Source organism: Rhodococcus globerulus (genome assembly GCF_019334125.1).
In the GTDB taxonomy this organism is placed as follows: domain Bacteria; phylum Actinomycetota; class Actinomycetes; order Mycobacteriales; family Mycobacteriaceae; genus Rhodococcus_F; species Rhodococcus_F globerula.
This window is the reverse complement of the sequence record NZ_CP079698.1, coordinates 1,428,205-1,454,975: the sequence shown is the minus strand read 5'-3', so window position 1 is coordinate 1,454,975 and position 26,771 is coordinate 1,428,205. Positions and strand designations below refer to the sequence as shown.

Annotated in this window: 23 protein-coding genes; 15 read left to right on the top strand and 8 right to left on the bottom strand. The window is 62.0% G+C overall.

Annotated elements, in window-relative coordinates:
• The first annotated feature begins 114 nt into the window (after positions 1–114).
• The 6 genes from wag31 (at position 115) to KYT97_RS06420 (ending at position 7,063) form a co-directional block, all read left to right on the top strand.
• The gene (wag31, locus tag KYT97_RS06445; protein WP_033230995.1) at positions 115–945 is read left to right on the top strand and encodes a DivIVA-like cell division protein Wag31; all 831 of its coding nucleotides are present in this window, start codon (positions 115–117) and stop codon (positions 943–945) included.
• 49 nt (positions 946–994) lie between these two features.
• The gene (locus tag KYT97_RS06440; RefSeq protein ID WP_033230994.1) at positions 995–1,258 is read left to right on the top strand and encodes a hypothetical protein; all 264 of its coding nucleotides are present in this window, start codon (positions 995–997) and stop codon (positions 1,256–1,258) included.
• A gap of 280 nt (positions 1,259–1,538) precedes the next feature.
• Complete coding sequence (gene ileS / locus KYT97_RS06435; protein WP_280639073.1) at positions 1,539–4,652, top strand: isoleucine--tRNA ligase; 3,114 nt, start codon at positions 1,539–1,541, stop codon at positions 4,650–4,652.
• Positions 4,653–4,711: 59 nt separating this feature from the next.
• Positions 4,712–5,059: a TfoX/Sxy family protein gene (locus KYT97_RS06430; protein WP_033230993.1), complete on the top strand. Its 348-nt coding sequence runs from the start codon at positions 4,712–4,714 to the stop codon at positions 5,057–5,059.
• Positions 5,060–5,095: 36 nt separating this feature from the next.
• Complete coding sequence (locus KYT97_RS06425) at positions 5,096–6,448, top strand: DNA polymerase IV (RefSeq protein ID WP_051730193.1); 1,353 nt, start codon at positions 5,096–5,098, stop codon at positions 6,446–6,448.
• A gap of 117 nt (positions 6,449–6,565) precedes the next feature.
• Positions 6,566–7,063, top strand: coding sequence for a WKL family lipoprotein (locus KYT97_RS06420; RefSeq protein ID WP_095887886.1), 498 nt, complete (start codon positions 6,566–6,568; stop codon positions 7,061–7,063).
• 73 nt (positions 7,064–7,136) lie between these two features.
• Here the strand turns inward: KYT97_RS06420 and gad are convergent, their stop codons facing one another.
• The 6 genes from gad to KYT97_RS06390 form a co-directional block, all read right to left on the bottom strand.
• The gene (gene gad, locus KYT97_RS06415; protein WP_033230992.1) at positions 7,137–8,528 is read right to left on the bottom strand and encodes a glutamate decarboxylase; all 1,392 of its coding nucleotides are present in this window, start codon (positions 8,526–8,528) and stop codon (positions 7,137–7,139) included.
• Between the two features lie 111 nt (positions 8,529–8,639).
• The gene (locus KYT97_RS06410) at positions 8,640–8,975 is read right to left on the bottom strand and encodes a hypothetical protein (RefSeq protein ID WP_133637953.1); all 336 of its coding nucleotides are present in this window, start codon (positions 8,973–8,975) and stop codon (positions 8,640–8,642) included.
• Positions 8,976–9,161: 186 nt separating this feature from the next.
• Complete coding sequence (locus KYT97_RS06405) at positions 9,162–10,928, bottom strand: flavin-containing monooxygenase (RefSeq protein ID WP_219111944.1); 1,767 nt, start codon at positions 10,926–10,928, stop codon at positions 9,162–9,164.
• Between the two features lie 19 nt (positions 10,929–10,947).
• Positions 10,948–11,790, bottom strand: coding sequence for a mycofactocin-coupled SDR family oxidoreductase (locus KYT97_RS06400; RefSeq protein WP_095886496.1), 843 nt, complete (start codon positions 11,788–11,790; stop codon positions 10,948–10,950).
• 127 nt (positions 11,791–11,917) lie between these two features.
• Positions 11,918–12,676, bottom strand: coding sequence for a sensor domain-containing protein (locus KYT97_RS06395; RefSeq protein WP_219111943.1), 759 nt, complete (start codon positions 12,674–12,676; stop codon positions 11,918–11,920).
• Positions 12,676–13,617: a hypothetical protein gene (locus tag KYT97_RS06390; RefSeq protein ID WP_051730192.1), complete on the bottom strand. Its 942-nt coding sequence runs from the start codon at positions 13,615–13,617 to the stop codon at positions 12,676–12,678. The genes KYT97_RS06395 and KYT97_RS06390 overlap by 1 nt, the downstream gene beginning before the upstream one ends.
• Before the next feature lie 90 nt (positions 13,618–13,707).
• On the opposite strand from KYT97_RS06390, the gene lspA reads away from it, so the two are divergent.
• From lspA to dnaE, 5 genes are all read left to right on the top strand, one after another.
• Positions 13,708–14,448, top strand: coding sequence for a signal peptidase II (gene lspA, locus KYT97_RS06385; RefSeq protein WP_342393907.1), 741 nt, complete (start codon positions 13,708–13,710; stop codon positions 14,446–14,448).
• Positions 14,445–15,371, top strand: coding sequence for an RluA family pseudouridine synthase (locus KYT97_RS06380; RefSeq protein WP_045070283.1), 927 nt, complete (start codon positions 14,445–14,447; stop codon positions 15,369–15,371). The genes lspA and KYT97_RS06380 overlap by 4 nt, the downstream gene beginning before the upstream one ends.
• Positions 15,368–16,012: a hypothetical protein gene (locus tag KYT97_RS06375; protein WP_095886495.1), complete on the top strand. Its 645-nt coding sequence runs from the start codon at positions 15,368–15,370 to the stop codon at positions 16,010–16,012. The genes KYT97_RS06380 and KYT97_RS06375 overlap by 4 nt, the downstream gene beginning before the upstream one ends.
• Positions 16,009–16,962: an EamA family transporter RarD gene (rarD, locus tag KYT97_RS06370; RefSeq protein WP_045070278.1), complete on the top strand. Its 954-nt coding sequence runs from the start codon at positions 16,009–16,011 to the stop codon at positions 16,960–16,962. Before KYT97_RS06375 ends, rarD begins: the two co-directional genes overlap by 4 nt.
• 99 nt (positions 16,963–17,061) lie before the next feature.
• Positions 17,062–20,598, top strand: a complete 3,537-nt coding sequence (dnaE, locus tag KYT97_RS06365) for a DNA polymerase III subunit alpha (protein ID WP_033230986.1) — start codon at positions 17,062–17,064, stop codon at positions 20,596–20,598.
• Between the two features lie 86 nt (positions 20,599–20,684).
• Here the strand turns inward: dnaE and KYT97_RS06360 are convergent, their stop codons facing one another.
• Positions 20,685–20,915, bottom strand: a complete 231-nt coding sequence (locus KYT97_RS06360) for a hypothetical protein (RefSeq protein WP_033230985.1) — start codon at positions 20,913–20,915, stop codon at positions 20,685–20,687.
• A gap of 172 nt (positions 20,916–21,087) precedes the next feature.
• On the opposite strand from KYT97_RS06360, the gene KYT97_RS06355 reads away from it, so the two are divergent.
• Both KYT97_RS06355 and KYT97_RS06350 read left to right on the top strand, forming a co-directional pair.
• Positions 21,088–21,522: a nitroreductase family deazaflavin-dependent oxidoreductase gene (locus KYT97_RS06355; protein ID WP_033230984.1), complete on the top strand. Its 435-nt coding sequence runs from the start codon at positions 21,088–21,090 to the stop codon at positions 21,520–21,522.
• Positions 21,523–21,537: 15 nt separating this feature from the next.
• Entirely contained in the window at positions 21,538–23,313 is a 1,776-nt protein-coding gene (locus KYT97_RS06350; protein WP_095886493.1) for a pyruvate dehydrogenase, read from the top strand.
• Position 23,314: 1 nt separating this feature from the next.
• Here KYT97_RS06350 and KYT97_RS06345 read toward each other — a convergent pair whose 3' ends face one another.
• Positions 23,315–24,025, bottom strand: coding sequence for an IclR family transcriptional regulator (locus tag KYT97_RS06345; protein WP_045070273.1), 711 nt, complete (start codon positions 24,023–24,025; stop codon positions 23,315–23,317).
• 83 nt (positions 24,026–24,108) lie between these two features.
• On the opposite strand from KYT97_RS06345, the gene KYT97_RS06340 reads away from it, so the two are divergent.
• Positions 24,109–25,356, top strand: a complete 1,248-nt coding sequence (locus KYT97_RS06340) for a phytanoyl-CoA dioxygenase family protein (protein WP_219111941.1) — start codon at positions 24,109–24,111, stop codon at positions 25,354–25,356.
• A gap of 53 nt (positions 25,357–25,409) precedes the next feature.
• Positions 25,410–26,765, top strand: coding sequence for a threonine ammonia-lyase IlvA (gene ilvA, locus KYT97_RS06335; protein WP_033230980.1), 1,356 nt, complete (start codon positions 25,410–25,412; stop codon positions 26,763–26,765).
• Positions 26,766–26,771: the final 6 nt, after the last annotated feature.

The following is a 26,771-nucleotide window of genomic DNA, read 5'->3' as shown; positions in this document are numbered from 1 at the left end:
AGTGGGGTGTGCCAGAATGGAACCCATAACTCGCGTAGTGGTTAGCTGCTACGCACACCGTGCTGTAACTGAATGCTTGCTTGACCGCCAAATGACGCGTGAAGGGATCCTTCCATGCCGCAACTGACTCCAGCTGACGTGCACAACGTTGCGTTCAGCAAGCCGCCTATCGGCAAGCGTGGCTACAACGAAGACGAGGTCGACGCATTTCTTGATCTCGTCGAGCAGGCGCTCTCGCAGCTCATCGAGGAAAATGCAGATCTGCAACAGCGAGTAAGCGAGCTGGATCAGGAACTTGCTGCTGCAAAGAAGGCGCCGGCACCGGCTGCCAATGCAGGTGCCCCGGTAGCCCAGCCCAAGCCAGAACCGGCTCGCGTGGTCGAGGCTCCCAAGCCCGCTCCCGTCGTGGCACCGGTTCCCGTGGCTGCTGCCGCACAGGCTCCGCAGAGCGGCGACACCCACATGCAGGCAGCCAAGGTTCTCGGCCTGGCTCAGGAGATGGCAGATCGCCTCACCGGCGATGCCAAGGCAGAGTCCGAGCAGCTGCTCGGAAGTGCCCGCACCAACTCCGAGCAGCTGATGAGCGAGGCTCGCAGCAAGGCTGACGGCATGATCGCGGACGCTCGCAACAAGTCGGAAGCAATGCTCACCGATGCGCAGACCCGCTCGGAGACCCAGCTTCGCCAGGCTCAGGAGAAGGCCGATGCTCTCAAGGCAGACGCCGAGAAGAAGCACACCGAGATCATGGCGACCATCAACCAGCAGCGATCCGTCCTCGAGGGCCGCATCGAGCAGCTCAAGACGTTCGAGCGCGAATACCGGGTGCGCCTCAAGTCCTACCTGGAATCGCAGCTCGAAGAGCTCGAACAGCGTGGTTCTGCGGTTCCGGTCGACGGTGGGCAGGAGTCCTTCAGCAGTCCGTCGTTCGCAAAGGGAAACAGCTGACCGAGGGATACTCGCCAGGTCAGCGCCGACATCGGGTAGAGGTTGACACGTGCTGGTCGTGACGATAGGACTCGCGGCGGCAGGATTTGCTTTCCTGATTATCGCGCTGACCACCGGGTCGATTATCTGGGCGTGGGCGTGTATTGCAATTTGTTTGGCGGGTGCCGTCCTCCTGCTGGTCAGTGCGCTGACCGGTAAGAGGGCGGTTCTGCCGTTGGACGAGCCGGATACAACCGCCGACGTCGACACACCGGACAACACGGATTTTCCGGGAAACCACGGTGGGTCGGCAAACGAAAACGGCGAGCATTAGACTGTTCGTCAAGAACAGGCTATTCACGAATTACAGGCGATGAACCGGCAATCACCGGGGAGCCTTCGGAAGAACGGTGTTCAGCCAGGCTCGGGCCTGTCAGGCACTCAGTAGAACCGAACGGGTGAGCCCGTCACAGCTCGCGAAGAGTGGCAACACGGAAGGCCTGGCAGAGTTTTTTGCCGGATTCACGTGGTGCAAGCGGGGTGGTACCGCGGTACGTACGCAGATGCGCACGTATCGTCCCCGTGCCGAGTAGTACAGGCACGAGGAGATCGCAGTGGCGAATAACGGGTATCCCAAAGTCGATTACGGCGTCCCCGCCGACACCGGAGTCAAATTTCCGGCCCTGGAACAGAAGGTTCTGAAAGAGTGGGCCGACGACGACACGTTCCGGGCATCGGTCGACAATCGTGACGGCAACGAGGAGTTCGTCTTCTACGACGGCCCTCCGTTTGCCAACGGCTTGCCGCACTACGGTCACCTTTTGACGGGGTATGTCAAGGACTTGGTGCCCCGCTTCCAGACAATGCGCGGACGCAAGGTGGAGCGCCGGTTCGGTTGGGATTGCCACGGCCTGCCCGCAGAGCTCGAGGCCGAGAAGCAACTCGGCATCAAGGACAAGTCCGAGATCGACGTCATGGGACTTGCGAAGTTCAACGAGTACTGCAAGGCGTCGGTGCTCAAGTACACCGACGAGTGGCGTGAGTACGTCACCCGGCAGGCTCGCTGGGTCGACTTCGACAACGACTACAAGACCCTGGACCTCGACTTCATGGAGTCGGTCATGTGGGCATTCAAGGAGCTGCACGAGAAGGGCCTGATCTACCAGGGCTTCCGCGTTCTCCCGTACAGCTGGTACGAGCAGACACCGCTGTCCAACCAGGAAACTCGTCTCGACGACGCGTACAAGATGCGTCAGGATCCGGCGGTCACCGTCGAGATGCCGCTGGTGGCGTCGGGCTCACCGCTCGATGGTGCCAATGCCGTCATCTGGACCACAACGCCGTGGACGCTGCCGTCCAACCTCGCTTTGGCTGTTCATCCCGACATCGACTATGTCCAGGTTCTCGGTCAGGACAGCAAGCGCTACGTGCTCGCCGAAGCTCGAGTTGCTCACTACGCCCGTGAGTTGGGGGACGACCCCGAGGTCGTTTCGCGGCACAAGGGTAGCGACCTGGTCGGCCTGTCGTACACACCGCCGTTCGACTTCTTCGTCGGGCACCCGAACGCCCATGTCGTGTTGTCGGCCGATTACGTCACCACCGATTCGGGTACCGGAATCGTCCACCTCGCACCGGCTTTCGGTGAAGAGGATATGGATGTTGCGACCGCCAACGGCATCGAGGTCGTTCAGCCGCTCGACCCCGGTGGAAAGTTCACGTCGATGGTGCCGCCGTACGAGGGTCTGATGGTGTTCGACGCCAACCCCGTTATCATCAAAGATCTCAAGGCTGCCGGAAACCTGTTGCGGCACGAGACGATCGAGCACTCGTACCCGCACAGCTGGCGCAGTGGTCAGCCGCTCATCTACATGGCGGTTCCGTCGTGGTTCGTGGCCGTCACCAAGTTCCGTGACCGCATGGTCGAACTCAACCAGGACATCACCTGGGTTCCCGAGCACATCCGCGACGGTCAGTTCGGCAAGTGGCTCGAAGGCGCTCGCGACTGGAACATCAGCCGAAACCGCTACTGGGGCAGCCCCATTCCGGTGTGGGTCTCCGATGATCCGCAGTACCCGCGTACCGACGTCTACGGTTCCCTGGATCAGTTGGAGGCAGACTTCGGTGTGCGCCCGACCGACCTGCACCGTCCGATGATCGACGATCTGGTGCGTCCGAACCCGGACGACCCGACCGGCAAGTCGATGATGCGTCGAGTTCCCGAGGTTCTGGACTGCTGGTTCGAGTCCGGTTCGATGCCGTACGCCCAGGTGCACTACCCTTTCGAGAACCGCGACTGGTTCGAGAGCCACTACCCGGGTGACTTCATCGTCGAGTACAACGGTCAGACCCGTGGCTGGTTCTACACCCTGCACGTTCTCGCGACGGCTCTGTTCGATCGTCCCGCTTTCAAAACCGTTGCAGCACACGGCATCGTTCTCGGTGACGACGGGCTCAAGATGAGTAAGTCCAAGGGTAACTACCCGGATGTCAAGGAGGTGTTCGACCGCGACGGCAGTGATGCCATGCGCTGGTTCCTCATGTCCTCGCCCATCCTGCGCGGTGGCAACCTGGTCGTGACGGAGCAGGGCATCCGCGAAGGTGTGCGTCAGGCTTTGCTTCCACTGTGGAATGCCTGGAGCTTCCTGCAGCTGTATGCGCCGGAATGTGGTGTGTGGCGCACGGATTCGGAGAACATCCTCGACAAGTACATCCTCGCGAAGCTGGCGGGCACGAGGGACGTCATCACCGATGCCCTCGAGGCGAACGACATCGCGGGAGCTTGTGACGAGCTCCGGTTGTTCTGTGATGCACTCACCAATTGGTATGTGCGACGGTCGCGTTCACGCTTCTGGGACGAAGATCGTGATGCCATCGACACTCTGCACACTGTGCTAGAGGTTGTGACGCGTCTGGCTGCGCCTTTGCTGCCGTTGGTGTCCGAAGTGATCTGGCGTGGATTGACCGGGGAACGCTCGGTACATCTCGCCGATTGGCCGACGGAGTCCGAGTTGCCTGGCGATCCGGAACTCGTTGCCGCCATGGACGACGTGCGCACGGTGTGCTCGACAGTGTTGAGCTTGCGTAAGGCGCAGAACCTGCGTGTCCGTCTGCCGCTGCCCGAGGTTACGGTCGCAGCGCCGGACGCCGAGCGTCTGCGTCCGTTCCTCGGCCTGATCGCCGATGAGGTCAACGTCAAGAAGGTCGACCTGACCGAGGACGTCGACGTTCACGGTCGGTTCGAGATCGCGGTCAACGCGCGTGCTGCAGGTCCGCGTCTGGGTAAGTCTGTTCAGACCGTCATCAAGGCCGTCAAAGCCGGCGACTGGACCGAGAATGCGGACGGTGTAGTGGTTGCCGCCGGCATCGAGCTCTTGCCCGAGGAATACACGCAGAAACTGGTTGCAGCCGAGCCTGATTCGACTGCAGCGCTTCCCAATGGTGCAGGTCTTGTCGTGCTCGATTCCGTCGTGACGGAAGAGCTCGAGGCCGAGGGGTGGGCCAAGGACCGGATCCGCCAATTGCAGGATGCGCGCCGCGCCGCGGGACTCGATGTCTCGGATCGCATCAACGTTGTGCTCGAGGTGCCCGAGGATCGCAAGGACTGGGCAGATCGTCATCGCGACTTGATTGCCGGTGAGGTTCTGGCCACGTCGTTCACGATCGGCGAGGCCGGGGACGGTGCCGTCGATCTCGGCGACGGTATTCGCGCCGCGATCACGAAGGTCTAGTAGCTGACAACTACTCCGGTGCCCCGAAATATGTCGGAGCACCGGAGTAGTTTGCTCTCATGAGCGCGAGCAAGGACACCGTGGCACGCATTCTCGAGCAGTTGGAGCCGCTCGATGTCCGTGCGCGGGCTATGTTCGGTGAGTATGGCTTGTACTGCGACGAGAAGGTCGTTGGCTTGATCTGCGGTGACGTTCTGTACGTCAAGCCGACAGAGATCAGTGCGGAGTTCGGATCGGACGCAGACCTTGCGCCGCCGTACCCGGGCGCAAAGGAGTATTACCGGGTTCCAGAGGAGCGGTTTCACGACGTGGATCGGCTGCACGCATTCATTCAGCGAACCGCCGACGCGCTTCCACTGCCCAAGAAGAAGCCACCGAAGAAGGCCAAACCGAAGGTCCAGAAGTAATCCATTGCTCGCCGAGATCGAGAACTGTTACCGCCGATGAACCAGGGTGATCCCACACGAAGCCGCCGGTGGGTGCTTCATCTCGATATGGATGCCTTTTTCGCCTCCGCTGAGCAATTGACCCGGCCGACGTTGCGCGGACGTCCCGTCATGGTGGGCGGTCTCGGTGGCAGGGGCGTGGTTGCCGGCGCAAGTTACGAGGCTCGCGCTTTCGGTGCCCGGTCCGCTATGCCAATGCATCAGGCAAGGCGCTTGGTGGGCGGCGGGGCAGTGGTCCTACCGCCGCGCATGTCGCTGTATTCGGTACTGAGTAAAGGGGCGTTCGAGGCGTTGCGTCTGCGCATGCCGGTGCTCGAACAGCTGTCGGTGGACGAAGCGTTTGGCGAACCGGCCGAGTTGGCAGGGGCCGGTGCGGACGAGGTGCGGGCGTTCTGTGAAGAACTGCGGGCTTTGGTGCTGGCAGAGACCGGGATGGTTGCGTCCATCGGCGCGGGTGCGGGCAAACAGGTCGCCAAGATTGCGTCGGGGCTGGCGAAGCCGAACGGTGTGGCGGTGGTGCCGCCGGGTCAGCAACACGAGCTCCTCGATTCCCTTCCGGTTCGCAAGCTGTGGGGAATCGGCCCGGTGGCTGAGGAGAAGCTCAAACGGTTGGGGATCGTGACTATCGGGGGGTTTGCGCGCACTCCGATATCGGAGGTCGCGTCCATCCTCGGTACGACGGTAGGCCCTGGCTTGCATCGTCTGGCGCAGGGTATCGACGATCGTCCCGTGGCCGAGCGCGCGGACTCCAAGCAGATCAGTGCGGAATCGACGTTCGCGAGCGACATCGTCACGTTGGGGCAGTTGCGTGCGGCGGTGGAGAACAGCGGTGGGGCGGCGTTCTCACGGTTGGAGAAGGACGGCCGCGCGGCGCGCACGGTCGTGCTCAAGCTGAAGAAATCCGACATGAGTGTGCTGACCAGGTCGGTGACGTTGCCATATGCCACCCTCGACCGGGCGATCCTGATTGCCACCGCGCAGAAGCAGGTGATCGATCCGGTGGAATTGGGGCCGATCCGGTTGGTGGGGGTGGGATTTGCCGGGCTCTCCACAGTGCGTCAGGGATCGCTGTTTCCGGAGTTGGATCAGGATGTGCCGGGATATCCGATGGACACTCTCGCGGAGGATCTCGACGAGAGTCCCATTCCTGCGCGGGTTCCGGAACGATACTGGCATCCCGGTCTGGATGTGAGCCATCCCGAATTCGGACATGGTTGGGTGCAGGGCGCCGGTCATGGTGTCGTGACGGTTCGCTTCGAAACCCGTTCCACAGGAACAGGAATCGCTAAAACCTTCACCGACGACGATGCGTCGCTTCAGGTGGCGGATGCACTCGACAGCCTTCTCTAAGGACACCCTTAGACTTTTTCGGCTTACCGTTGGGTAATGTTGTGGCGGACCGCGAGCGATGCACGTCAGTGCTGACAACGCTCGTTTGTGAAAACCGGAATGGATAGGACTGAGAAGTTGAAGCTTCGTAACATGACCGTCGCAGCCGTCGCGATTGCAGCGGCCCTGACGATGACTGCCTGCAGTTCCGAAGAGGCCGAGCCCACCAAGACCACCACCTCCGCGAAGGCTACGACCACCACGGTCGAGATTGACGTTGCGCTCCCGACTGCTGCTGAGCTCAACGCCAAGATCGCTACGGCACTCGACGAGAGCGTTCCGTCCTCGGAGAAGGTCAAGTTCGTCGAGGGCGCAGACGCCGATCCCGAGCTGATCAACCAGGTCGCCGCGGCTGCCAAGGCTGCCGGCGCACAGGTCGAGGTTGTCGACCCCGTCACCGATTCGGGCAGCGACACGGCTACCGCACCGCTCGCCATCGTTATCAACGGCCAGCCCCTTGCCGGCGGCATGAACGCTGTCTTCGTGAACCTGGACGGCGAGTGGGCACTGTCCAAGACCACCGCTTGCCAGATCGTCAGCTTCGCTCAGCTGACCACCCCGGCTTGCGCTGCTTGATTTTCAGCTAGCTGACAAAGCGGCCGCCGAACTCTCACGGGTTCGGCGGCCGCTTTTGTTTGCTCAGGTTCGCTCAGTGGTGGAATCCCTCGGTGACACGAGGCTTGGGCATCGGGCTGGACAGTTCGTCGAGGAACGCGGTTTCCTCTTCGATGACACCCAACAGGTTGGCAGCCAAGTCCATGCTCAGACCGTTACGCACGACAATGCGTTGCACGGTGAGGTCGGTGAGGTTGTCCGGCATGGGATAGGCCGGCACCAGCCAGCCCTTGGCGCGTAGTCGATCCGACAGGTCGTACAGCGTCCAATTCTCGGTGTGCCCGGCCTTCAGGCGCCACGCGAACACCGGAATATCGCTGCCGTCGTTCCAGAGTTCGAAGGCGTCGAGCTTGCCGATTCCTTCGGCGAGGAACTTTGCGACGTCCTGCGAGGACTGCTGGATGGAACGGTAACCGTCGTGGCCTAGCCGCAAGAACATGTAGAACTGCAAGATCACCTGGGCGCCGGGGCGCGAGAAGTTGAGTGCAAAGGTCGGCATACTGCCGCCGAGATAGCTGACTTTGAACACCAGATCCTCGGGGAGCAGGTCCTCCGAGCGCCACACCACCCAGCCAAGCCCCGGATACACGAGGCCGTACTTGTGTGCCGACGTGTTGATGGAATGAACTCGGGGGAGCCGGAAGTCCCATTCGATTTCCGGTTGGAGGAACGGTGCGATCATGGCGCCGGACGCTCCGTCGACGTGGATCGGGATGTCGAGTCCGGTCTTCTTCTGGATTGCGTCGAGCGCGTTGGATATCTCGAGGACGGGTTCGTACATGCCGGTGTAGGTGACACCCATGATTGCGACGACACCGATGGTGTTCTCGTCGACGTACTTCTCGAGATCGTGCCCGTCGAGTGTGCGATGTTCTTCGCTGATGGGGACGTATCGCGCTTCGATGTCCCAGTAGTTGCAGAACTTTTCCCAGCACACCTGCACGGCTGAACTCATCACCATGTTCGGGCGGTCCACCGGTTTGCCTGCAGCGCGCCTGGCGTGCTGCCAGCGACGCTTGAGAGCGAGTCCGCCCAGCATGCAGGCTTCCGACGAGCCGATGGTCGACGTACCGATCGCGTCTTTCGGAGACGGTGCGTTCCACAGGTCGGCGAGCATCCGCCAGCAGTATGTTTCGATCGCGGCCGTCTGCGGGTACTCGTCCTTGTCGATCATGTTCTTGTCGAACGACTCTGAATACAAGCGCGTGGCGTGGTCGTCCATCCACGTGCCGACAAACGTCGCGAGATTCAAACGGGCATTGCCGTCCAACATCGTTTCGTCGTGGACGATTTGATAGGCAGTTTCGGGGAGCATGCCATCAGGTTCGAGAGTGTATTTCGAGGCAACCGAATCTTCTCCAGGTCTGGAGAAAATGGGATTCGCGGCGACGTAATCGGTATGTTCGGCTCTTCGCGGCTCTGGCATGAACTTCTGCTCCTCACAACGGTATTTCACGGTGGTCGGTGTCCTGATTGTTCGTATCCAGCTACCCATTACCGTCCATTGCGGAACGGAAGTTGTCAAAGGGAACTGTGATCAGGCAGTCTGCGGCCTGAGCCTGCGCGCATCGTAGAACGCCGCGAAGTAACACAAAGTCGTGACAATCAGGAGTAAACCCGCGATGCGGGCGAAGGCGCGGTCGTCGAATGCCAGGATTGCCGTACCCGACACCCCGAGAGCGAGGACATAGACCAGCTTGGCCACCTGCCAACGGGGAGAGTCGGGACGGATCGCAGAGGGCTTGCCTCGCACGGTGATCCGCCAATCGAATAGCAGGGGCAGAACCACCGCAACCCAGACGGCCGTACCGAAATCACCTTCGAGAATTCCGGCGACGGCGAGGAATACAGCACTGAGTACGAGAGTGGTCACCACGAGCACCTGCAGTTGTGATTGTGCAGTCACAGGAACCGTCATGCCTGTGTATACCCAGAGAAGGCGGCTGTATGCGGTTAGCGCGCAGCCGTTCTCAGGCCGGGCAGAGTTGGGGTGGTTTCCGCCTCGAACGGCGTCCCCGCGGGGACGCCGTTCGACATCTGGCCGGGCGACATCTGATCGTCAGGTCAGCGTTGGTAATTCGACGCCCGTCAGGTCGGCCATGATCTGCAGCGCGAGGTACTTGCTGTAGTTACGCACCAGCATGAAGTTCCCACCGTGGATCCAGAACCGGTCGTGCCCGGACGCCCGCCACACCGACTGAAGCTCGCCCTCGTCGTCCAGATCCCAGACCGGACCGCAGGCGTCGGCGACGGCATCACCGAGGACGCGTCGTGCGGTGTCGAGAATGCCACGGAACCCGGTGGCGCACACGATCGTGTCGGCCGGGACGTGGGTGCCGTCCGACATGATCAGCCCGTCCGGGACGAGTCGCTCGACGGTCGGACCCGATACCAATGCGATGCTGCCGTCAGCGATAAGCGGGGAGGCGCCGACGTCGATGTAGTAACCGCCGTTGCGGGTCAAGAACAGCATCATCACTCCGGTGCCGTCCACTCCGTCGGCGAGCGCGAATCCCTTGGCAGCGAGAGCGTCGAGCAGCTCGCGGTCGTCCTCGGCCATTGCGGCGGAACCGTACTTCAGAGCTTCAAGAAATTGTGGATCGAGGCGTGCCGACGACGCGTCGAGCAGATCTGCCACGTCCGTGGAAGTGTGTTCGCCGTAGCGCATCCGGCCTCGATCAGACAGGGTATGCCCGCTCACCACATGGGTGGGCCCACGCTGGATCAGTGTCACCTGCGCACCCGATTCGTAGAGATCCTGCGCGATGTCGTGGCCGCTGTTGCCGGTTCCGATCACCACGGTGCGGGTTCCCTTGCGTGCCGGTTCGGTGCGATACCGGCTCGAATGCAGCAGTTCGCCGGCAAAATCCTCGGCGCCCGCAAATTCTGGAAGGACAGGTTCGGTACCGCTGAGACCTGTCGCGAGAACCACGTGGTGCGGACGAAGTGTGCGCCGTGTGCCGTCACGATCGACGACGACGGTCCAGCGCCGCTCGCCTGGATCGAATGTGGATTCCACAATCTCCGATCGCGTCCACACGTTCAGATCCATCGCACGTGAATATATTTCGAGCCAGTCGCCCATCTTGTCCTTGGGCGTGAAAACCGGCCAGGACGATGGGAATGGCATGAGCGGAAGATGATTCGACCAGACTGCGTCGTGTAGCACCAGTGAGTCGTAGCGCCCGCGCCAGTTGTCGCCGACTCGATCACCGCGGTCGATCAGAAGAGTCCTGACTCCGAGCACGCCGAGTTGAGCGGCCAATGCCAGGCCCGAGTGGCCGGCACCGATTACGAGAACATCCGGATCGGCGTCGTGGCACTCGACTTCGCGGCTGCGCCGTGCCGACCAGTACTCCGGATGATCCCCCGTGCCGTCCGGTCGATGCTCGCCGGTGGTCGGTTTGTGGCCTGCCAGGGTATCCAGTGCGGTGAGGAGATTCCGGGCCCGCCAGGTTCCGTCGTCGAGGATCAGCCTGGCAACACCCCGTACGTGGCCGAGGTCGCTGTCGAACCGGAACAGTAGTTGGATCGTGGATCCGGACAGTGTCGGAACCAATGCTGGTGCGGCAACCGGGTCGAGGTGTTCGCCGTGCACGCGTTGCTCCAATGCGGACGCGATGACGGCATCGATCGGTGCGCTGCCGTTGAGACTGCGTAGGTCACCGGAGAAGGCGAGCAGATCGCGCCACCACACGTCGGGGTGTAGAACCATCTCAGCACCCACTCCGGAGCGGAGGAGGTCGGCAAAATCGGAGAGCCACTGTTCTGCCGTCGCCGCAACTGCGACCGTGTCGAGTTCGGCGGAATCCAATTGTGTTGTCATATACACACTTTCCGTGAAATCAGCGGGTGGTGAAGCCGGCGTCGACCTTCAGTTCGGTGCCAGTGACGTAGCGCGCCTCGTCAGAAGCCAGGAACAGGACCGCATTGGAGACGTCGATCGGATCGGCCCAGGGGACAGGCAAGGCGTTGGTTCCCGTGAAGAGCGGTGCCACCTGTTCCTTGGTCGGGTTCCGGGTGCCGGGCAGGAAGAGGTTGAAGCAGCGATCGTTCATGATCATGTCGGTATCGGTTGCGCCCGGGTGGACGGTGTTCGCGCGGATGCCGTGTTCGCCGAGTTCGCTGACGAGCGTTCGCATCAGGCCGACGACCGCATGCTTGCTGGCGGCGTAGGCGCCGGCGTTGCGTGTGCCTTTGATTCCGGCTGTCGAGCTGGTGATGACGATCGACCCTCCGTCACCCTGCTCGATCAGGTGCGGTACTGCGGCTTTGCAGGTGTGCCACACGCCCTTGAGGTTGACGTCGAGTACGTCGTCCCACTCGTCTTCGGTAATCCGGTGTGCCGGTTCGCCACTGATGAAGATCCCGGCGTTTGCGACCACGATGTCGACGCGGCCGAGTTCCGCGACTCCGCGGTCGAGAAGCGTGCGCACCGAGTCGAAGTCGCGTACGTCGGCAATCCCGGCGTGGATGCGACGGCCGATCTTCTCGACTCCGCGAACTGTTTCGGCGAGGTCGTCCGGCGTGGCGGGAGGGTAGAACCGAGTGACCGTATCGATGCCGTCTGCGAGATCGAGGGCGATGATGTCGGCGCCTTCTTCGGCGAGCCGGAGCGCGTGACTGCGTCCCTGGCCTCGCGCTGCGCCGGTGATGAAGGCAACTTTTCCAGCTAGCCGTCCGGGCATCCTGCTCCTTCTGTCCGACGTCGTTGTCGTCCGGAAGGTAACGAGGATCACAGAAGCGTCAGCGCGGCACTCCCATTCAGTAGGACGGAGTCTGGGGGGCTCGCGAGAGTGTCTCCGGCTGAAGTGATTACGAGGACGGAGTGTGTAGACGCTCCACAGCCGTGCTGGCCATCGATCCCAGAACCTCGGGCGCGATGGGCGTCGGCGCGGTGGCGGAGAGTTGAGTCAGGTTGGGTCCCACTGCCGCGACGACTACATCGGCGACAAGTGTGAATCCTTCACTCGCCGTCGTGATTCGGTAGGAGAACGACGCGTCGCCGACGGTCGGCTGATGTCCCGCGCCGACTTGATAGGTGATATCGATGCCGTCGGCGTCGGTACCCGAGAATTCGCTGCATCCGGCAACCGTGGCCTGCATACTCTCGAATGCTGCTGTGGCCGCGGCGCCGTCGGCGTACGAGGCGCTGTCCTGATCGATGCTCGTGAAATCGGGTCCGGTGAACATCTTCGAGATCGAGGCCACGGAACCCGGAACCTGGGTGGCGATCGGTGCGAGCACGCCGGCACAAGCGGCGGGGTTGGTGCTGGACTTGTCGGACTCCGATGTAGCGGGTGCGGGAGCGAGGCCCAGATCCTCGACCGGATCCGGCACGATGTCGAAACCAGCTGGTAGCTCGCTGAGTGTGAGTACGGTCTGCGTCAGCGCTGCTTTGTCCAGGGGAGTGCCGGTGAGGCCGGTCGGGACAGGCGCAGTGCTGAACGGAGCGAGGGCAACATCGGGTACCGGGGAGGCATCCGATGCTGTGGGAGAAGATGTTTCGGTTCCGCATCCGCCGACGAGGAGAACGGTCACCACGCTGAGCCCGGCGACAGCGCGACGCGACATCACGATGTCCACCGAATGTTGTTGGTAATGCTCTGTCGGATGACCGATGTGCCGTCCGGGTCGCTGTAAGCCTGGTCGCCGCCGACCGAAAGTTCGCCGCTGACGGGGAGCGGCAGATTCAGGTCGACGATCATGGTTCCCGACCCGGCCATGACGTACTGATCGATGTCGAGAGTGCCCGCCCCGCCCGCGAGATTCCAGATGTTGCTCTGCGGAGTCTGTGACAGTTCTACGGCGAGGGTGAGACGGTCGCCGTCACGCGCGGTCACGGTGACGGTGGTTGTCTGATCGAGTTGGATCTCGCTACTGACGTCTTGCTTCACCGTCCACCGGGCACCGACTCCGACGGGCTCTGTCGGTAGTGCAACTGCACGATATACCGCTTGGCCGAAGGCCTGTTCGATTGCCGCGCGGGCCGCATTTGCCGACCCGGCCGACGGGCGTAAGCGCAGCGCCGTGACAGCACCGGATTCTGTAAAGGTCAACCCGGCTCCTGACCCTTCGGCGCCACCGAGGGCGGCTTGGAGCGTCTCGTCCGGCGTAGTCATGCCAGACAGGGTGAGATCAACCACGGTTGTCGGATTCTGGGGAGTGGCGGCCGTCGCCACGACGGCATTGAGCGGAATGGTCACTTCAGGCGAGGAAATGTCCTGAACCGGCTGCTGGTCGATCTGCTGGCGCACATCGGTCGACGTCACCAGGGTTGTTGCCTGAGTGGTTCCGGCCGGCAGGTTCATCCGCAGGCTTTGCCTGGGCTCACTTCCGGCATCGAGCACCTCGACGGTCGCAGCGGTGACTGGGACGGTGAACTCGGCTGGAGTCGCCGAAGGCGTATCAGGCGACTGCTCGGCGTCGCCGCATGAGGTGAGAACGGTGACGAGAGCAAGGGCGGCGGCGAACACATACGGAACGCGCCGGCCGGAGATAGACAACTGTGGCACGCGCTCCAGGCTAACCGCTTCGCCGGAGTGCCCGGTCGGGTCGGGGAGCGCGTGCGTGCAGAGCAGCAGACATAGGGGATGATGGTGGGCGTGAGTACAGACCACCCAGACCGAGATCTCAGCGCGGAGGATCAGCCGATTACCGATTTGTCGAAGTCCGCATCACCGACACGGCCAAAACGGTTGGCGATGCTGATCGCCATCGCGGCAGTCATCCTGATCGCGGACGTCTTGACCAAGATCTGGGCTGTTGCGGCGATCACGCCCGGCAAGCCGATCGAAATCATCGGCGACGTCGTCACTTTCACGTTGGTCCGCAATCCCGGAGCCGCATTCTCGATGGCAACGTCGATGACGTGGATCCTCACGTTGGTTGCAATCGGCGTCGTGATCGGAGTGATCAAGATCGGTCGCACTCTGCGGTCACCCTGGTGGGCGCTGGGTCTGGGTCTGGTGCTCGGCGGCGCACTCGGCAACCTCATCGACCGATTGTTCCGCGCCCCGGGTTTCATGCGCGGACACGTCGTCGACTTCATGTCCATCGGTTGGTGGCCTGTGTTCAACATCGCTGATTCTGCGATCGTGTGCGGTGCAATCCTGTTGGTCGTCTTGACGCTGTTCGGGTTCGAACCCAACGGCGAGCGCCTGCGCAGTGACAAGGACACGGGCGAGGGCCCGGGCAGTGACAAGGACACGGGCGAGGGCCCGGGCAGTGACAAGGACACGGGCGAGGGCCCGGGCAGTGACAAGGACACGGGCGAGGGCCCGGGCAGTGACAAGGACACGGGCGAGTGCCCGGGCAGTGACAAGGTCACGGGGGAGAGCAAATGAGGGAATCGCGTTCGATGCCGGTACCGGACGGACTCGACGCGATGCGTGTCGACGCCGGATTGGCACGACTACTCGGTCTCTCTCGAACCGTCTCGGCCACCCTTGCAGAAGAAGGTTCGGTACTGCTCGACGGTGTAGCTGTCGGGAAGTCCGATCGGTTGACCGCGGGTTCGTGGCTCGAAGTTGTACTGCCCGAGCCGCCGCGTCCGCTGACCGTGGAAGCCACTCCCGTCGAGGGCATGGAAATTCTCTACGCGGACGACGACGTTGTTGCCGTGGACAAGCCGGTCGGCGTTGCCGCGCACGCGAGTGTGGGGTGGACGGGTCCGACGGTCATCGGCGGCCTGGCCGCTGCAGGTTTCCGGATTTCGACGTCGGGCGCGCACGAGCGTCAAGGCATCGTTCACAGACTTGATGTCGGGACGTCCGGTGTCATGGTCGTTGCGACGTCCGAGCGGGCGTACACCGTACTCAAGCGGGCCTTCAAGCAGCGCACTATCGACAAGAGGTACCACGCGCTGGTCCAGGGGCACCCGGACCCGAGTAGCGGAACGATCGACGCTCCGATCGGGCGGCACCACGGGAACGACTGGCGTTTTGCCGTGACCGCCGACGGTAAGGCAAGCGTCACGCATTACGACACTATCGAGGCATTTCAGGCGGCAAGTCTGTTGGATGTGCACCTCGAAACGGGGCGGACACACCAGATTCGGGTGCATTTCTCCGCGCTGCGCCACCCGTGCTGTGGCGACTTGACGTACGGAGCGGACCCCCGCCTCGCCGAGCGGTTGGGACTCGAGCGGCAGTGGCTTCATGCAGTGTCACTCGGGTTTGCACATCCGGCGGACGGGCGCTGGGTCGAGATCAAGAGCAAGTACCCGAAAGACCTCGAACATGCGCTAGAGGTTCTTCGATCCGCATGAGCGCGCGAGCAGTCGGTTCCGCGCTGGCGGGAATCGCAGTTGTTGCGCTCGTCGTTGGAGCCGGCCTGCTGAATCCGGTTCCCACCCCGCCGGTGGGAACCGATTCGCTCGGCCCGGACAGTGGTGAACTGGTATCCGATTATCTCGACCGTGCGCGAGAATCACTCGACGCGGTCGAGGGCTCGGCGTGGGCCCTCGCATCATTTGCCGCTCCGATGACTGCCGACGACGTTATCGCGGCCACCCCGGGAGTTCGGGTGTCCGAGGTGTTGTTCCGAGTGCCGTTGGATCGGGTTCAGACTCCGATGGTCGCGATTGCAGTACCGGACAACAACGACGCGATTCGACGGGCACCTGGAGCTGCGGCGACGCGACTCGCCGCCATGACGGGGGTCGACGAACGGCAGAAACGCGTCGCGGAAGTGTCGAGTCGGCTGTTGTCGCAGGGGTGCGCGTGTGCGATCGGCGCGGTAGTGCACGGCACTGCGCAGGAACTTGCGACATTGGCAGGTACTCCATCGATCCGAGCGCTCGAAGCCTTGCCGGAAGACGGCACTCCGTGGCGCGCAGCGGTTCGGCCGCTGCTGCCGGAGTATGTGGACGTGGTTCGGGTAGGACCGGATGACGGACCAGTTCCATGAGCACCGATGACGGACGCGAGATCACGCTGTCGAAAGTGACCAGGTCCGGTTCGAGTTCGGGCATCGCGTTCGGTGCCGGCGCCTTCCTGATCTGGGGCGCATTCCCCGCGTTCTTCGGTTTGCTCGATTTTGCCGACCCGCTCGAAATTCTTGCTCATCGAGTGGTGTGGACACTCGTGCTGATGCTGATCGTGTTGGCGGTTCTCGGTCGACTTGCCTCGCTTCGCGGCATCAGCGGGCGTACGTGGTTGCTGGTGACGGCAGCCTCGGCGGCAATCGCTGTCAACTGGGGAACCTACATCTACGCGGTGGCGTCGGGGCGAGTGGTGGAAGCCGCGCTCGGATATTTCATCAACCCGTTGGTGACTGTCCTGCTCGGTGTGGTGATCTTCCGAGAGCGGCTTCGACGCGCTCAGATCGTGGCGCTGGCGCTGGCTGCAACAGCGGTGGTGGTGATCACCATCGATTACGGCAAACCGCCGATCGTGGCACTCGTCCTGGCGGGGTCTTTTGCGACGTACGGACTGATCAAGAAGGTGGTTCCGCTCGACCCACGAACCAGCTTGACGGCTGAGGGCGTCGTCGCCGCTCCGTTCGCGGTGGGATATCTCGTATTTCTCGGTCTGACCGGCGCCGGTGCTTTTGTCTCCGGCGGCACCGGCCAAAGCCTGCTCCTCATGGCGGCCGGCCCCGTGACGGCATTGCCGCTGTTGCTGTTCGGTGTTGCCGCGCAGCGAGTGAAACTCTCCACAATGGGCATGTTGCAGTACCTGACACCGGCGCTGCAGATGTTGTGGGGCGTCGCGGTGATGCGTGAGGACATGCCCGCGTCGCGGTGGATCGGGTTTGCCTTGATCTGGCTGGCACTGGTGATCTTCACGACAGACATCGTCCGCGCTAATCGGCGTTCACAGGGGTCGACGTCGTCCAAGCAGGAGCCGGTCACGTAACTATCGTCGCGCCGCCTGCCGGTCACATCGATCGGCCGCCGACTCTGTCGGTAGCGGGGCATACACTCGACCAAGCTCCCAGACATCAGAGAGGCGCACGTGGCTGACTCGTTCGTTCATCTTCACAATCACACCGAGTACTCGATGCTCGACGGCGCGGCCAAGGTCGGCGCCATGTTCGAGGAGGCCACTCGGCTCGGCATGACCGCCGTCGGTATGACCGACCACGGAAACATGTACGGCGCCAGCCAGTTCTACAACGAAGCGGTCAAGGCCGGGATCAAGCCGATTATCGGTATCGAGGCGTACATCGCGCCGGAATCCCGGTTCAACACCAAGCGTGTGTTGTGGGGCGATCGCAGCCAGAAGTCCGACGACGTCTCCGGTAGCGGCGCGTATACGCACATGACGATGGTCGCGGAAAATGCGACAGGCCTACGCAACCTCTTCAAACTGTCTTCGCTTGCGTCCATCGAGGGCCAGTTGGGCAAGTGGCCCCGTATGGACGAGGAGCTCATCGCCTCGCATGCCGAGGGAATCATTGCCACCACGGGTTGCCCGTCCGGTGAGATCCAGACGCGCCTGCGACTCGGGCATGATCGTGAAGCCCTCGAAGCGGCAGCGAAGTGGCAGGAAATCTGGGGCCCTGACAATTTCTTCCTCGAGGTGATGGACCACGGTCTCTCGATCGAGCGTCGGGTGCGTGAGGGTTTGCTCAATATCGGTCAGCAGCTCGGCATTCCGCCGCTCGCGACCAACGACTGCCACTACGTCACCAAGGACGCAGCCGAGAACCACGAGGCGCTGCTGTGCATCCAGACCGGTAAGACGCTCTCGGATCCCACGCGCTTCAAGTTCGACGGCGACGGTTACTACCTCAAGTCCGCGGCCGAGATGCGGGCTATCTGGGACAGCGAAGTTCCCGGAGCCTGCGACAACACAGTGACAATCGGTGAGCGCGTCCAGTCGTACGAGGACGTGTGGAAGTTCCACGACCGGATGCCGATCTTCCCGGTACCCGAAGGACATACGCAGCAGACGTTCCTGCGCGCCGAGGTCATGCGCGGCTTGGATCGACGTTTCCCCAGCGGCCCGCCCGAGGAGTACCTCGCGCGTGCCGACTACGAGATCGGCGTCATCAACGAGATGGGCTTCCCGGCCTACTTTCTGGTGGTCGGTGACCTCATCAACCATGCAAAAGAAGTGGGCATCCACGTCGGACCCGGTCGTGGATCCGCTGCAGGTTCGTTGGTGGCGTACGCGATGGGTATCACCAACATCGACCCGCTTCCGTACGGTCTGCTGTTCGAGCGATTCCTCAACCCCGAGCGCGTGTCGATGCCTGATATCGATATCGACTTCGACGATCGCCGTCGCGGCGAGATGGTGCGTTACGCCACCGAGAAGTGGGGCGATGACCGCGTCGCGCAGGTCATCACGTTCGGAACCATCAAGACCAAGGCTGCCATCAAGGACTCCGCTCGCGTGCAGTTCGGTAAGCCCGGTTTTGCTATTGCCGACCAGATCACCAAGGCATTGCCGCCGCCGATCATGGCCAAGGACATCTCGGTATCCGGTATCACCGATCCCAAGCACGAGCGGTACAAGGAAGCTGCCGAGGTTCGCTCGCTCATCGACTCCAGCCCGGACGTCGCGAAGATCTACAAGACCGCGGTGGGTCTGGAGGGTCTGATCCGTAACGCGGGTGTCCACGCCTGTGCCGTGATCATGTCGTCCGAGCCGTTGATGGATGCGATTCCGGTGTGGAAGCGCGCGCAGGACGGTGCGATCATCACGGGCTGGGATTACCCGTCGTGTGAGGCCATCGGTCTACTCAAGATGGACTTCCTTGGTCTGCGAAACCTCACCGTCATCGGTGACACACTCGAGAACATCAAGGCCAACCGCGGTATCGACATCGACCTCGACACGTTGCCGATGGACGACCCGGCTACGTACGAACTCCTGGCGCGCGGCGACACTCTCGGCGTGTTCCAGCTCGACGGTGGCGGTATGCGTGAGCTTCTGAAACTGATGCAGCCCACCGGTTTCGGCGACATCGTGGCCGCACTGGCACTGTACCGGCCGGGTCCGATGGGTGTGGACGCCCACATCTCGTACGCCAAGCGTAAGAACGCGCTCGAAGAAGTCAGCCCCATTCACCCCGAGCTGGAAGAACCGCTCGCGGAGATCCTCTCGGAGACGTACGGCCTGATCATCTACCAGGAGCAGATCATGCAACTGGCGCAGAAGGTGGCCGGGTACACCCTGGGGCAGGCCGACTTGCTGCGCCGCGCCATGGGTAAGAAGAAGCTGTCCGAACTCGAGAAGGCATACGCCGGTTTCCGTCAGGGCATGTTGGACAACAACTTCAGCGAAGCCGCCATCAAGGCGCTCTGGGATACCGTTCTCCCGTTCGCCGGCTACGCATTCAACAAGTCGCACTCAGCTGGTTACGGTCTCGTCTCGTTCTGGACCGCGTACCTCAAGGCGAACTATCCGGCCGAGTACATGGCCGGTCTACTCACCTCGGTCGGCGACGACAAGGACAAGTCCGCTGTCTATCTTGCCGACTGCCGCAAGATGGGCATCACGGTGCTGCCGCCTGACGTCAACGAGTCGCGCGTCGACTTCGCGACGGTGGGGGAGGACATCCGCTTCGGTATGGGGTCCGTCCGCAATGTGGGCGCAAATGTCGTGGCATCCATCATCAAAGCGCGCACGGAGAAGGGTAAGTTCACCGACTTCTCCGACTATCTCGGCAAGATCGATGCGATGGCGTGCAACAAGAAGGTTACTGAATCCCTCATCAAGGCAGGCGGATTCGACTCTCTCGAACATCCGCGTAAGGGCTTGATGTTGGTGCACGCCGACGCTATCGATGCCGTCATGAGCACCAAGAAGGCGGAGGCCATCGGACAGTTCGACCTGTTCGGCGGGTCCGAAGTGGACGAGTCCATCGCGTCGGTGTTCGACGTTCGCATTCCCGAAGAGGAATGGGAAACCAAACACCGCCTTGCGCTCGAACGAGAGATGTTGGGGCTGTACGTTTCCGGGCACCCGCTCAACGGCGTCGAACATATCCTCAAGCAGCAGTCCGATACCTCGATTGCCGCAATCCTCGACGGTGGTGTCCAAGACGGTGCGCAGGTCACATTGGGAGGCATTATTGCGTCGGTCGATCGCCGAGTGAACAAGAACGGCCTCACCTGGTGCATCGTGCAACTCGAGGATCTGGTCGGCGGTATCGAGGTGCTGTTCTTCCCTCAGGCGTACGCCGTGTACGGCATGGACATCGCCGAGGATGCGATCGTTCTGGTGAAGGCGCGGGTGTCTATTCGAGATGACCGTATGTCGTTGATCGGCAACGATCTTGCGGTGCCGGATCTTTCGGCTATCGGCGTGGCGCGACCGCTCTCGGTGTCGTTGCCGCTGCGTCAGTGCACCAAGGACAAGTTGGGCGCGCTCAAGCAGATCCTGACCCGCCACCCGGGCACGTCGGACGTGCATGTCCGTTTGATCGGAAGCAACGAGATCACGATGTGGAAGGTCGACGACGTTCTGCGGGTAGAGCCGTCGTCAGCTCTGATGGGCGATCTCAAGGCGCTCCTCGGGCCTGGCTGCCTGGCGGTTTAGGGCCTCATACAACAAACGTCTCGTTCACCTGGGAAGCCAAGTGAACGAGACGTTTGTGTATGTCCTGAAAGAGCGAAGCGAGAGACTTAGCTGCGGGAGTAGAAATTTCTGCGAACCCACCACGTAACCACCGTCGCGGCGGCGGCGATGAGGACTGCCGGCTGCATGGACGTGGTGATTGCGAGGGTGGCAACAAAGACGACCAGACCGATTGCCAGCGCTTCGAGTTTGTACAGCGGCCACAGTGTGCCGGCGATGTCGACGCTGTTGTCGGTGCTCCGACGTGACACGCGAGTATCGAAACCTGCGGTTGTCATGAGGTCACCTACCGTCTCTGTCGTCTCTGTGGTCCGTTCTGGACTTTAAGGGTATCCAGATAGCTGGTTTCGGGCAAGCGAACTTTATTGATGGGTGCATCACTGTATCGATCACCGTGCAGTGTGCGTGTTGCGGTGGCCAAGGTCAGACAGTCGGTGTTCACTTGTACCCATGCCAATTACAGGTGAATACGAACCCAGTCCCGCTACGTGGGCAGCAGATCAGGTCGAGCAGATCGAGAGCTCCGGTGGCACCGAGGGGAACGAACTCAACGGGATGGCCGTTGTCATCCTCACGACCATCGGCGCAAAGTCTGGCAAGGTGCGCAAGACGCCGTTGATGCGTGTCGAGCATGACGGGAAGTACGCCGTTGTGGCGTCCTTGGGAGGCGCGCCCAAGAACCCCGTCTGGTACTACAACGTCAAGGCAAATCCGAATGTCACGTTGCGCGATGCGACGCAGGTCTTCGACATGGTTGCGCGTGAGGTAACGGGCGACGAAAAGGCGATCTGGTGGGAGCGCGCAGTTGCGGCATTCCCCGACTACGCGAACTATCAGAAGAAGACCGACCGAGAGATTCCGGTGTTCGTGCTCGAACCCAAGTAGATCTACGGAGGCCCGATGAGTCCGAAATCTGTTGCAGATCAGTTGGTTCAACAGCTCGTGGATGCCGGGGTTTCCCGGATCTACGGCATCGTGGGAGACAGTCTCAATCCTGTGGTGGACGCCGTGCGGCGCACCGGTGGCTCTGCCAAGGGTGGTATCGACTGGATTCATGTTCGTCACGAGGAGGCGGCCGCGTTCGCGGCTGCGGCCGACGCCCAGATCACCGGCGAGTTGGCCGTGTGTGCGGGCTCGTGTGGACCGGGAAATCTGCACCTGATCAACGGGCTCTACGACGCACATCGCTCGGGCGCGCCGGTCCTGGCGATTGCGTCGCACATTCCGAGTGCTCAGATCGGTATGGGTTATTTCCAGGAAACCCATCCTGAGCGAATTTTCATCGAGTGTTCGAGCTATACCGAGCTGATCAGCACAGCGGCGCAGGCGCCGCGTGTTGTTCAGTCCGCAATCACGCACGCGGTCGCCCGAAGCGGCGTATCCGTGATCGTTCTCCCCGGTGATATCGCGGACTGCCCGGTGGAGGGTGAACCGCCGACGCTGGTCGCAACTCGTCGTCCGACGCTGGTGCCAGACGCGGGTGACGTGCGCGCCCTGGCAGATGTGATCAACGCGTCGCGGAAGGTGGCGATCTTTGCCGGAGCCGGCGTGCGAGGTGCCCGCGACGAAGTGCTCGCGCTGGCCGAGGCGGTCGGCGCTCCGATCGGGCACTCCCTCCGCGGTAAGGAGTGGATTCAGTACGACAATCCGTATGACGTGGGCATGACCGGGCTGCTCGGGTACGGTGCCGCGCACGACGGTATGCACGGGGCCGACTTGTTGCTGCTGATCGGCACAGACTTTCCGTATGATCAGTTTCTGCCGCACACCGTTCGTACTGCTCAGATCGATTCTGCCGCAGAGAAATTGGGGCGTCGAACCAGCCTGGATCTTGCGGTGCACGGAGATGTCGCTGCGACACTGGCAGCGTTGATACCCCAGGTGGAGCGGAAGTCGGATCGAGCGTTCCTCGACGACATGCTCGAGGTGCACAGAACATTGATGACCAAAGTTGTCGGCGCGTACACCGATCCGGTGAAACAGCGCACCCCGATTCACCCCGAGTACGCGGCATCGATTCTCGACGATCTTGCCGCCGAGGATGCGATCTTCACCGCGGACACCGGCATGTGCAACGTGTGGACAGCGCGGTATCTCACCCCCAACGGATCGCGGCGATTCCTGTCGTCGGCCCTGCACGGTTCCATGGCTAATGCGTTGCCACACGCGATGGGTGCGCAGTGGGCGAGTCCTGGCCGGCAGGTTATTTCGGTCTCCGGTGACGGCGGTCTGTCGATGCTGTTGGGCGAGTTGGTGACAGTGGCGATGTACAAGTTGCCGGTCAAGATCGTGGTGTTCAACAACTCCACGCTCGGTATGGTCAAGCTCGAAATGCTGGTGGACGGCTTGCCTGATTTCGGAGTCGACGTTCCCGCTGTCGACTATGCGGGCGTCGCCGCCGCTCTCGGAATCTACTCGCGACGGATCGAGAATCCTGCTGACATCGAATCAGGTTTACGTGAGGCACTCGATCACGACGGTCCCGCGTTGGTCGATCTTGTGACGGATCCGTTGGCATTGTCGTTGCCGCCCAACATAACCGGTGGTCAGGTCAAGGGCTTCGCTCTCGCGATGTCGAAGATGGTGATGAACGGTGGCGTCGGCGAGGCCGTGCAGATGGCAAAGTCGAATCTGCGGAACGTGCCGCGTCCGTCGCAGTTCAACCCGAGAGGGTAGGTCAGCGTCCGGCTTGCCAGGATTCCGCAAGCCGCGCGACCAATTCTCCGTGTTGCTGCATCAACTCGGGTTGAAAGCGGCTGGCCGGGGCGCACAGCACCAGCGCTGCAACCGGTAGGCCGTCGGAGCGCCGCAAGGCAGCCCCGACGGCTCGTGTGCCGTCGAATCCCTCGCCGTCGTTCTGTGCCCAGCCGCGCGCTCGGACCGCCGCGAGGGCAGAGTCGGTCAGGCTGGGATCAATGCGCCGCCACGGCTCTACCTCTTCGGCGGGTAGGTGGGCGGCGATAGCGCGCAGCGCCGAACTGGTACGCGCGGGCATCTCGGTCCCCACGGTTACGGACGCTCTGAGAGTCTGTCGGCTTTCGGCGGAATCGACGATCATCAGGCGATCGCCGTCTGGCACGACGAGCATCGACATTTCCCCGGATTGGTCACGAGCTGCCTCGAGTAATGGGCGTGTACCGGTCACAAGAGTTGTGGCTGCGGACTCCCGGAAGGTGGGGAGTATCGCCGGCGAGATGCTCCACCGGCCGTCTTCGGTGCGCTCGAGCCACCGAGCGGAGTGCAGCGTGATCGCCAATCGGTGCGCGGCACTTTTGTCGATCCCAATGTCGCGAGCGAGGTCGCTGACTCCGACGGGCTGCATGCGAGCGATTGCCTCGAACAAGCGGCATGCGTTATGGACGGACTGGATTTCCTTGACGGAGGACATGAAACCACCCTAAGGTCACTATATAACACAATCGTGTTGCAGAGTAACACGGGTCGAAGAAAATGCTGCCGAGAGGGGTGCTTGTGGGTACGGACAAGCTGGGAACCGGCCTTCCGTGGGTCGAAGCGATTGCGGATTCGTTCCCGCGGTATTCGTGTGAGACGTTCCATACGGTCGAGCTACCAGCGCTGAACGCAGAAAACGGCAGGCTGGTTGTCGACGACTTGGCCGATGTGCCCCCGTTGGCCTTCCGCGTAGACGGTCTGACATTTACGTGGATCGCCACGGCGGACGGCATCGAAGCGGTCGAAGGTGACGCGAATGCCGCGACACTCGTCGAACTCGACGAGGCGACGTTCTCCGCATTTCTGCATGAACTCCTGACGGCCAGTGGGTCGGTTCGTACCGGCCGGGCAAAGGTTGTGCGGGGCACAGTGGCGAGCTGGAAACGATGGGAACCGGCAACGCGGGCATTGATAACAGGTCGACCGATCTACACCGAAGCCGTCTGGGACACGTTGATCGATCGCGACGGCACTCCGCTCGATCTGCATCGACGGTTCCCGGCGGACGGTGATCGCGACGAAATGCGCCATTTTCTCGCCACGGCGGGGTTCCTCCATGTCAAAGGGGTGTACACGCCGGAGGAGATCTCGACGCTGCGCGACGAAGTCGAATTCGTGCGGTCGAAGACAACCCCAGGGGATCCGTTTTCGTGGTGGTCCGTCAATGCGGATGGCGAAGAAGTGGTTACTCGCGTCAACTACCTCGGTCGCTATTCGCAAGTGCTGCAGGACCTTTGCTTCGAACCTCGACTGACCGAGTGGGCGCGCTTGGGAAACCCAGCTTTTCGCGTGTGTGACGACCGCCTGGACGGGCCGATGGTTTTCATCAAATCGTCCAACGTGGTCAAGGGTGACGGAGACCTCGGCTGGCACGTCGACGACGGTATCGGTGGGCATCCGGTTCTGTGTCCTCTCATCCAAGGCGGAATTCAGCTCGACTACGCAAATCCCGAGAATGGTCAACTCATGGTCTTGGCGGGATCGCATCGTTACGCCAACCATTGGCGCAAGTGGGGAGAGGAAGGAAACCTGCCGGTGACGAAGCTCGAAACAGAGCCAGGCGACCTCACACTTCATTTTGGCGACGTCATGCACAGCACCCCGCCGCCCACCGGTCGCGACGCTGGTCGGCGGGCTCTGTACTACAAGTTCTCCGAGGAGAAGACCTTCCGATGGGTGCCCTCGGGATGTCACTACAACGACGTACTGTTCCGTGCTGACGAGGACGGGACGGTTTCAGCGCGCGCGGCCACCCAGCGCGCATGAGGGGGAGGTGACCGCGATGGAAACCTTGCGCTCGGACGTGCAAAAATGACGGAGTGTCTAACTCGCCCGATGTCGTAGCTACCAAGTCCACTCTGCCCGCGCTCGATGCGCGGGAAATTGACGCGGCCATCGAGCGAATTCAGAACGTTATTGCGGCTACACCTCTGCAGTACAGCGAGCGTCTGTCCGCGCTGACCGGTGCCAAGGTTTACCTCAAGCGTGAGGACCTGCAAGGTGTTCGCTCGTACAAGATCCGCGGTGCCTACAACCTCATGTCACAGCTGACGGAGGCGGAACGAGCCGCCGGTGCCGTAACGGCCAGTGCCGGAAATCATGCACAGGGTGTTGCGTACGCGTGCCGCACAATGCAGATCCGCGGACGGATCTACGTTCCGGCCAACACTCCGAAGCAGAAGCGTGACCGAATCCGCGCTCACGGCGGCGATTTTGTCGAACTCTTCATGGTGGGTGAAACGTACGACGCTGCTGCCGCAGCTGCGGCCGAGGATGTCGCCAGGACCGGTGCCACGATGGTTCCGCCGTTCGACGATGTGCGTACCGCTGCGGGTCAGGGAACTATTGCCGCCGAAATCCTGCAGCAACTGGACGCCCCCCTCGACGCGATTGTTGTTCCGGTTGGTGGCGGTGGGTGCATCGCCGGTATTGCCACGTACCTGCACGAGCGTTCGCCGAAGACGTCGATCGTGGGTATCGAACCTTCGGGTGCGGCGTCCATGACAGCTGCTCTGGTTGCCGGTGCGCCTGTGACGCTGCCGGTGGTCGATCCGTTTGTGGACGGTGCGGCGGTCAAGCGGATCGGTGATGTTCCGTTCGAGGTCGTATCGAGGCTCGGCGCTGCCGTGGTCTCTCATGCGTCGTTGCCGTTGGTCGCCAAGCAGTTGTCCGCGATTCCCGGGACCGGATCATTTGTCGTGAACCAGATCGACGAAGGTGCCATCTGCACGGCGATGCTCGAGATCTACCAGAACGAGGGCATCATCGCCGAACCTGCGGGAGCGCTTTCCGTTGCGGCCCTTCAGAATTTGACGCTCGAACCTGGTTCCACCGTGGTGTGCTTGATCTCGGGCGGCAACAACGACGTTTCCCGTTACGGCGAGATCCTCGAGCGCTCGCTGGTGCATCTGGGTCTCAAGCACTACTTCCTGGTGGACTTCCCGCAGGAGCCGGGGGCGTTGCGTCGTTTCCTGTCCGAGGTACTCGGCCCGGACGACGACATCGCGTTGTTCGAGTACGTCAAGCGCAACAACCGTGAGACGGGTGCTGCCTTGGTCGGTATCGAACTGGGCTCGGCCGACGGTTTGGCGTCGTTGCTCGAACGGATGGAGCGGGCGCCGATGCAGTCCGAGCGACTAGAGCCGGGTAGCCCGGCTTATCGGTATCTGACATAACACTTC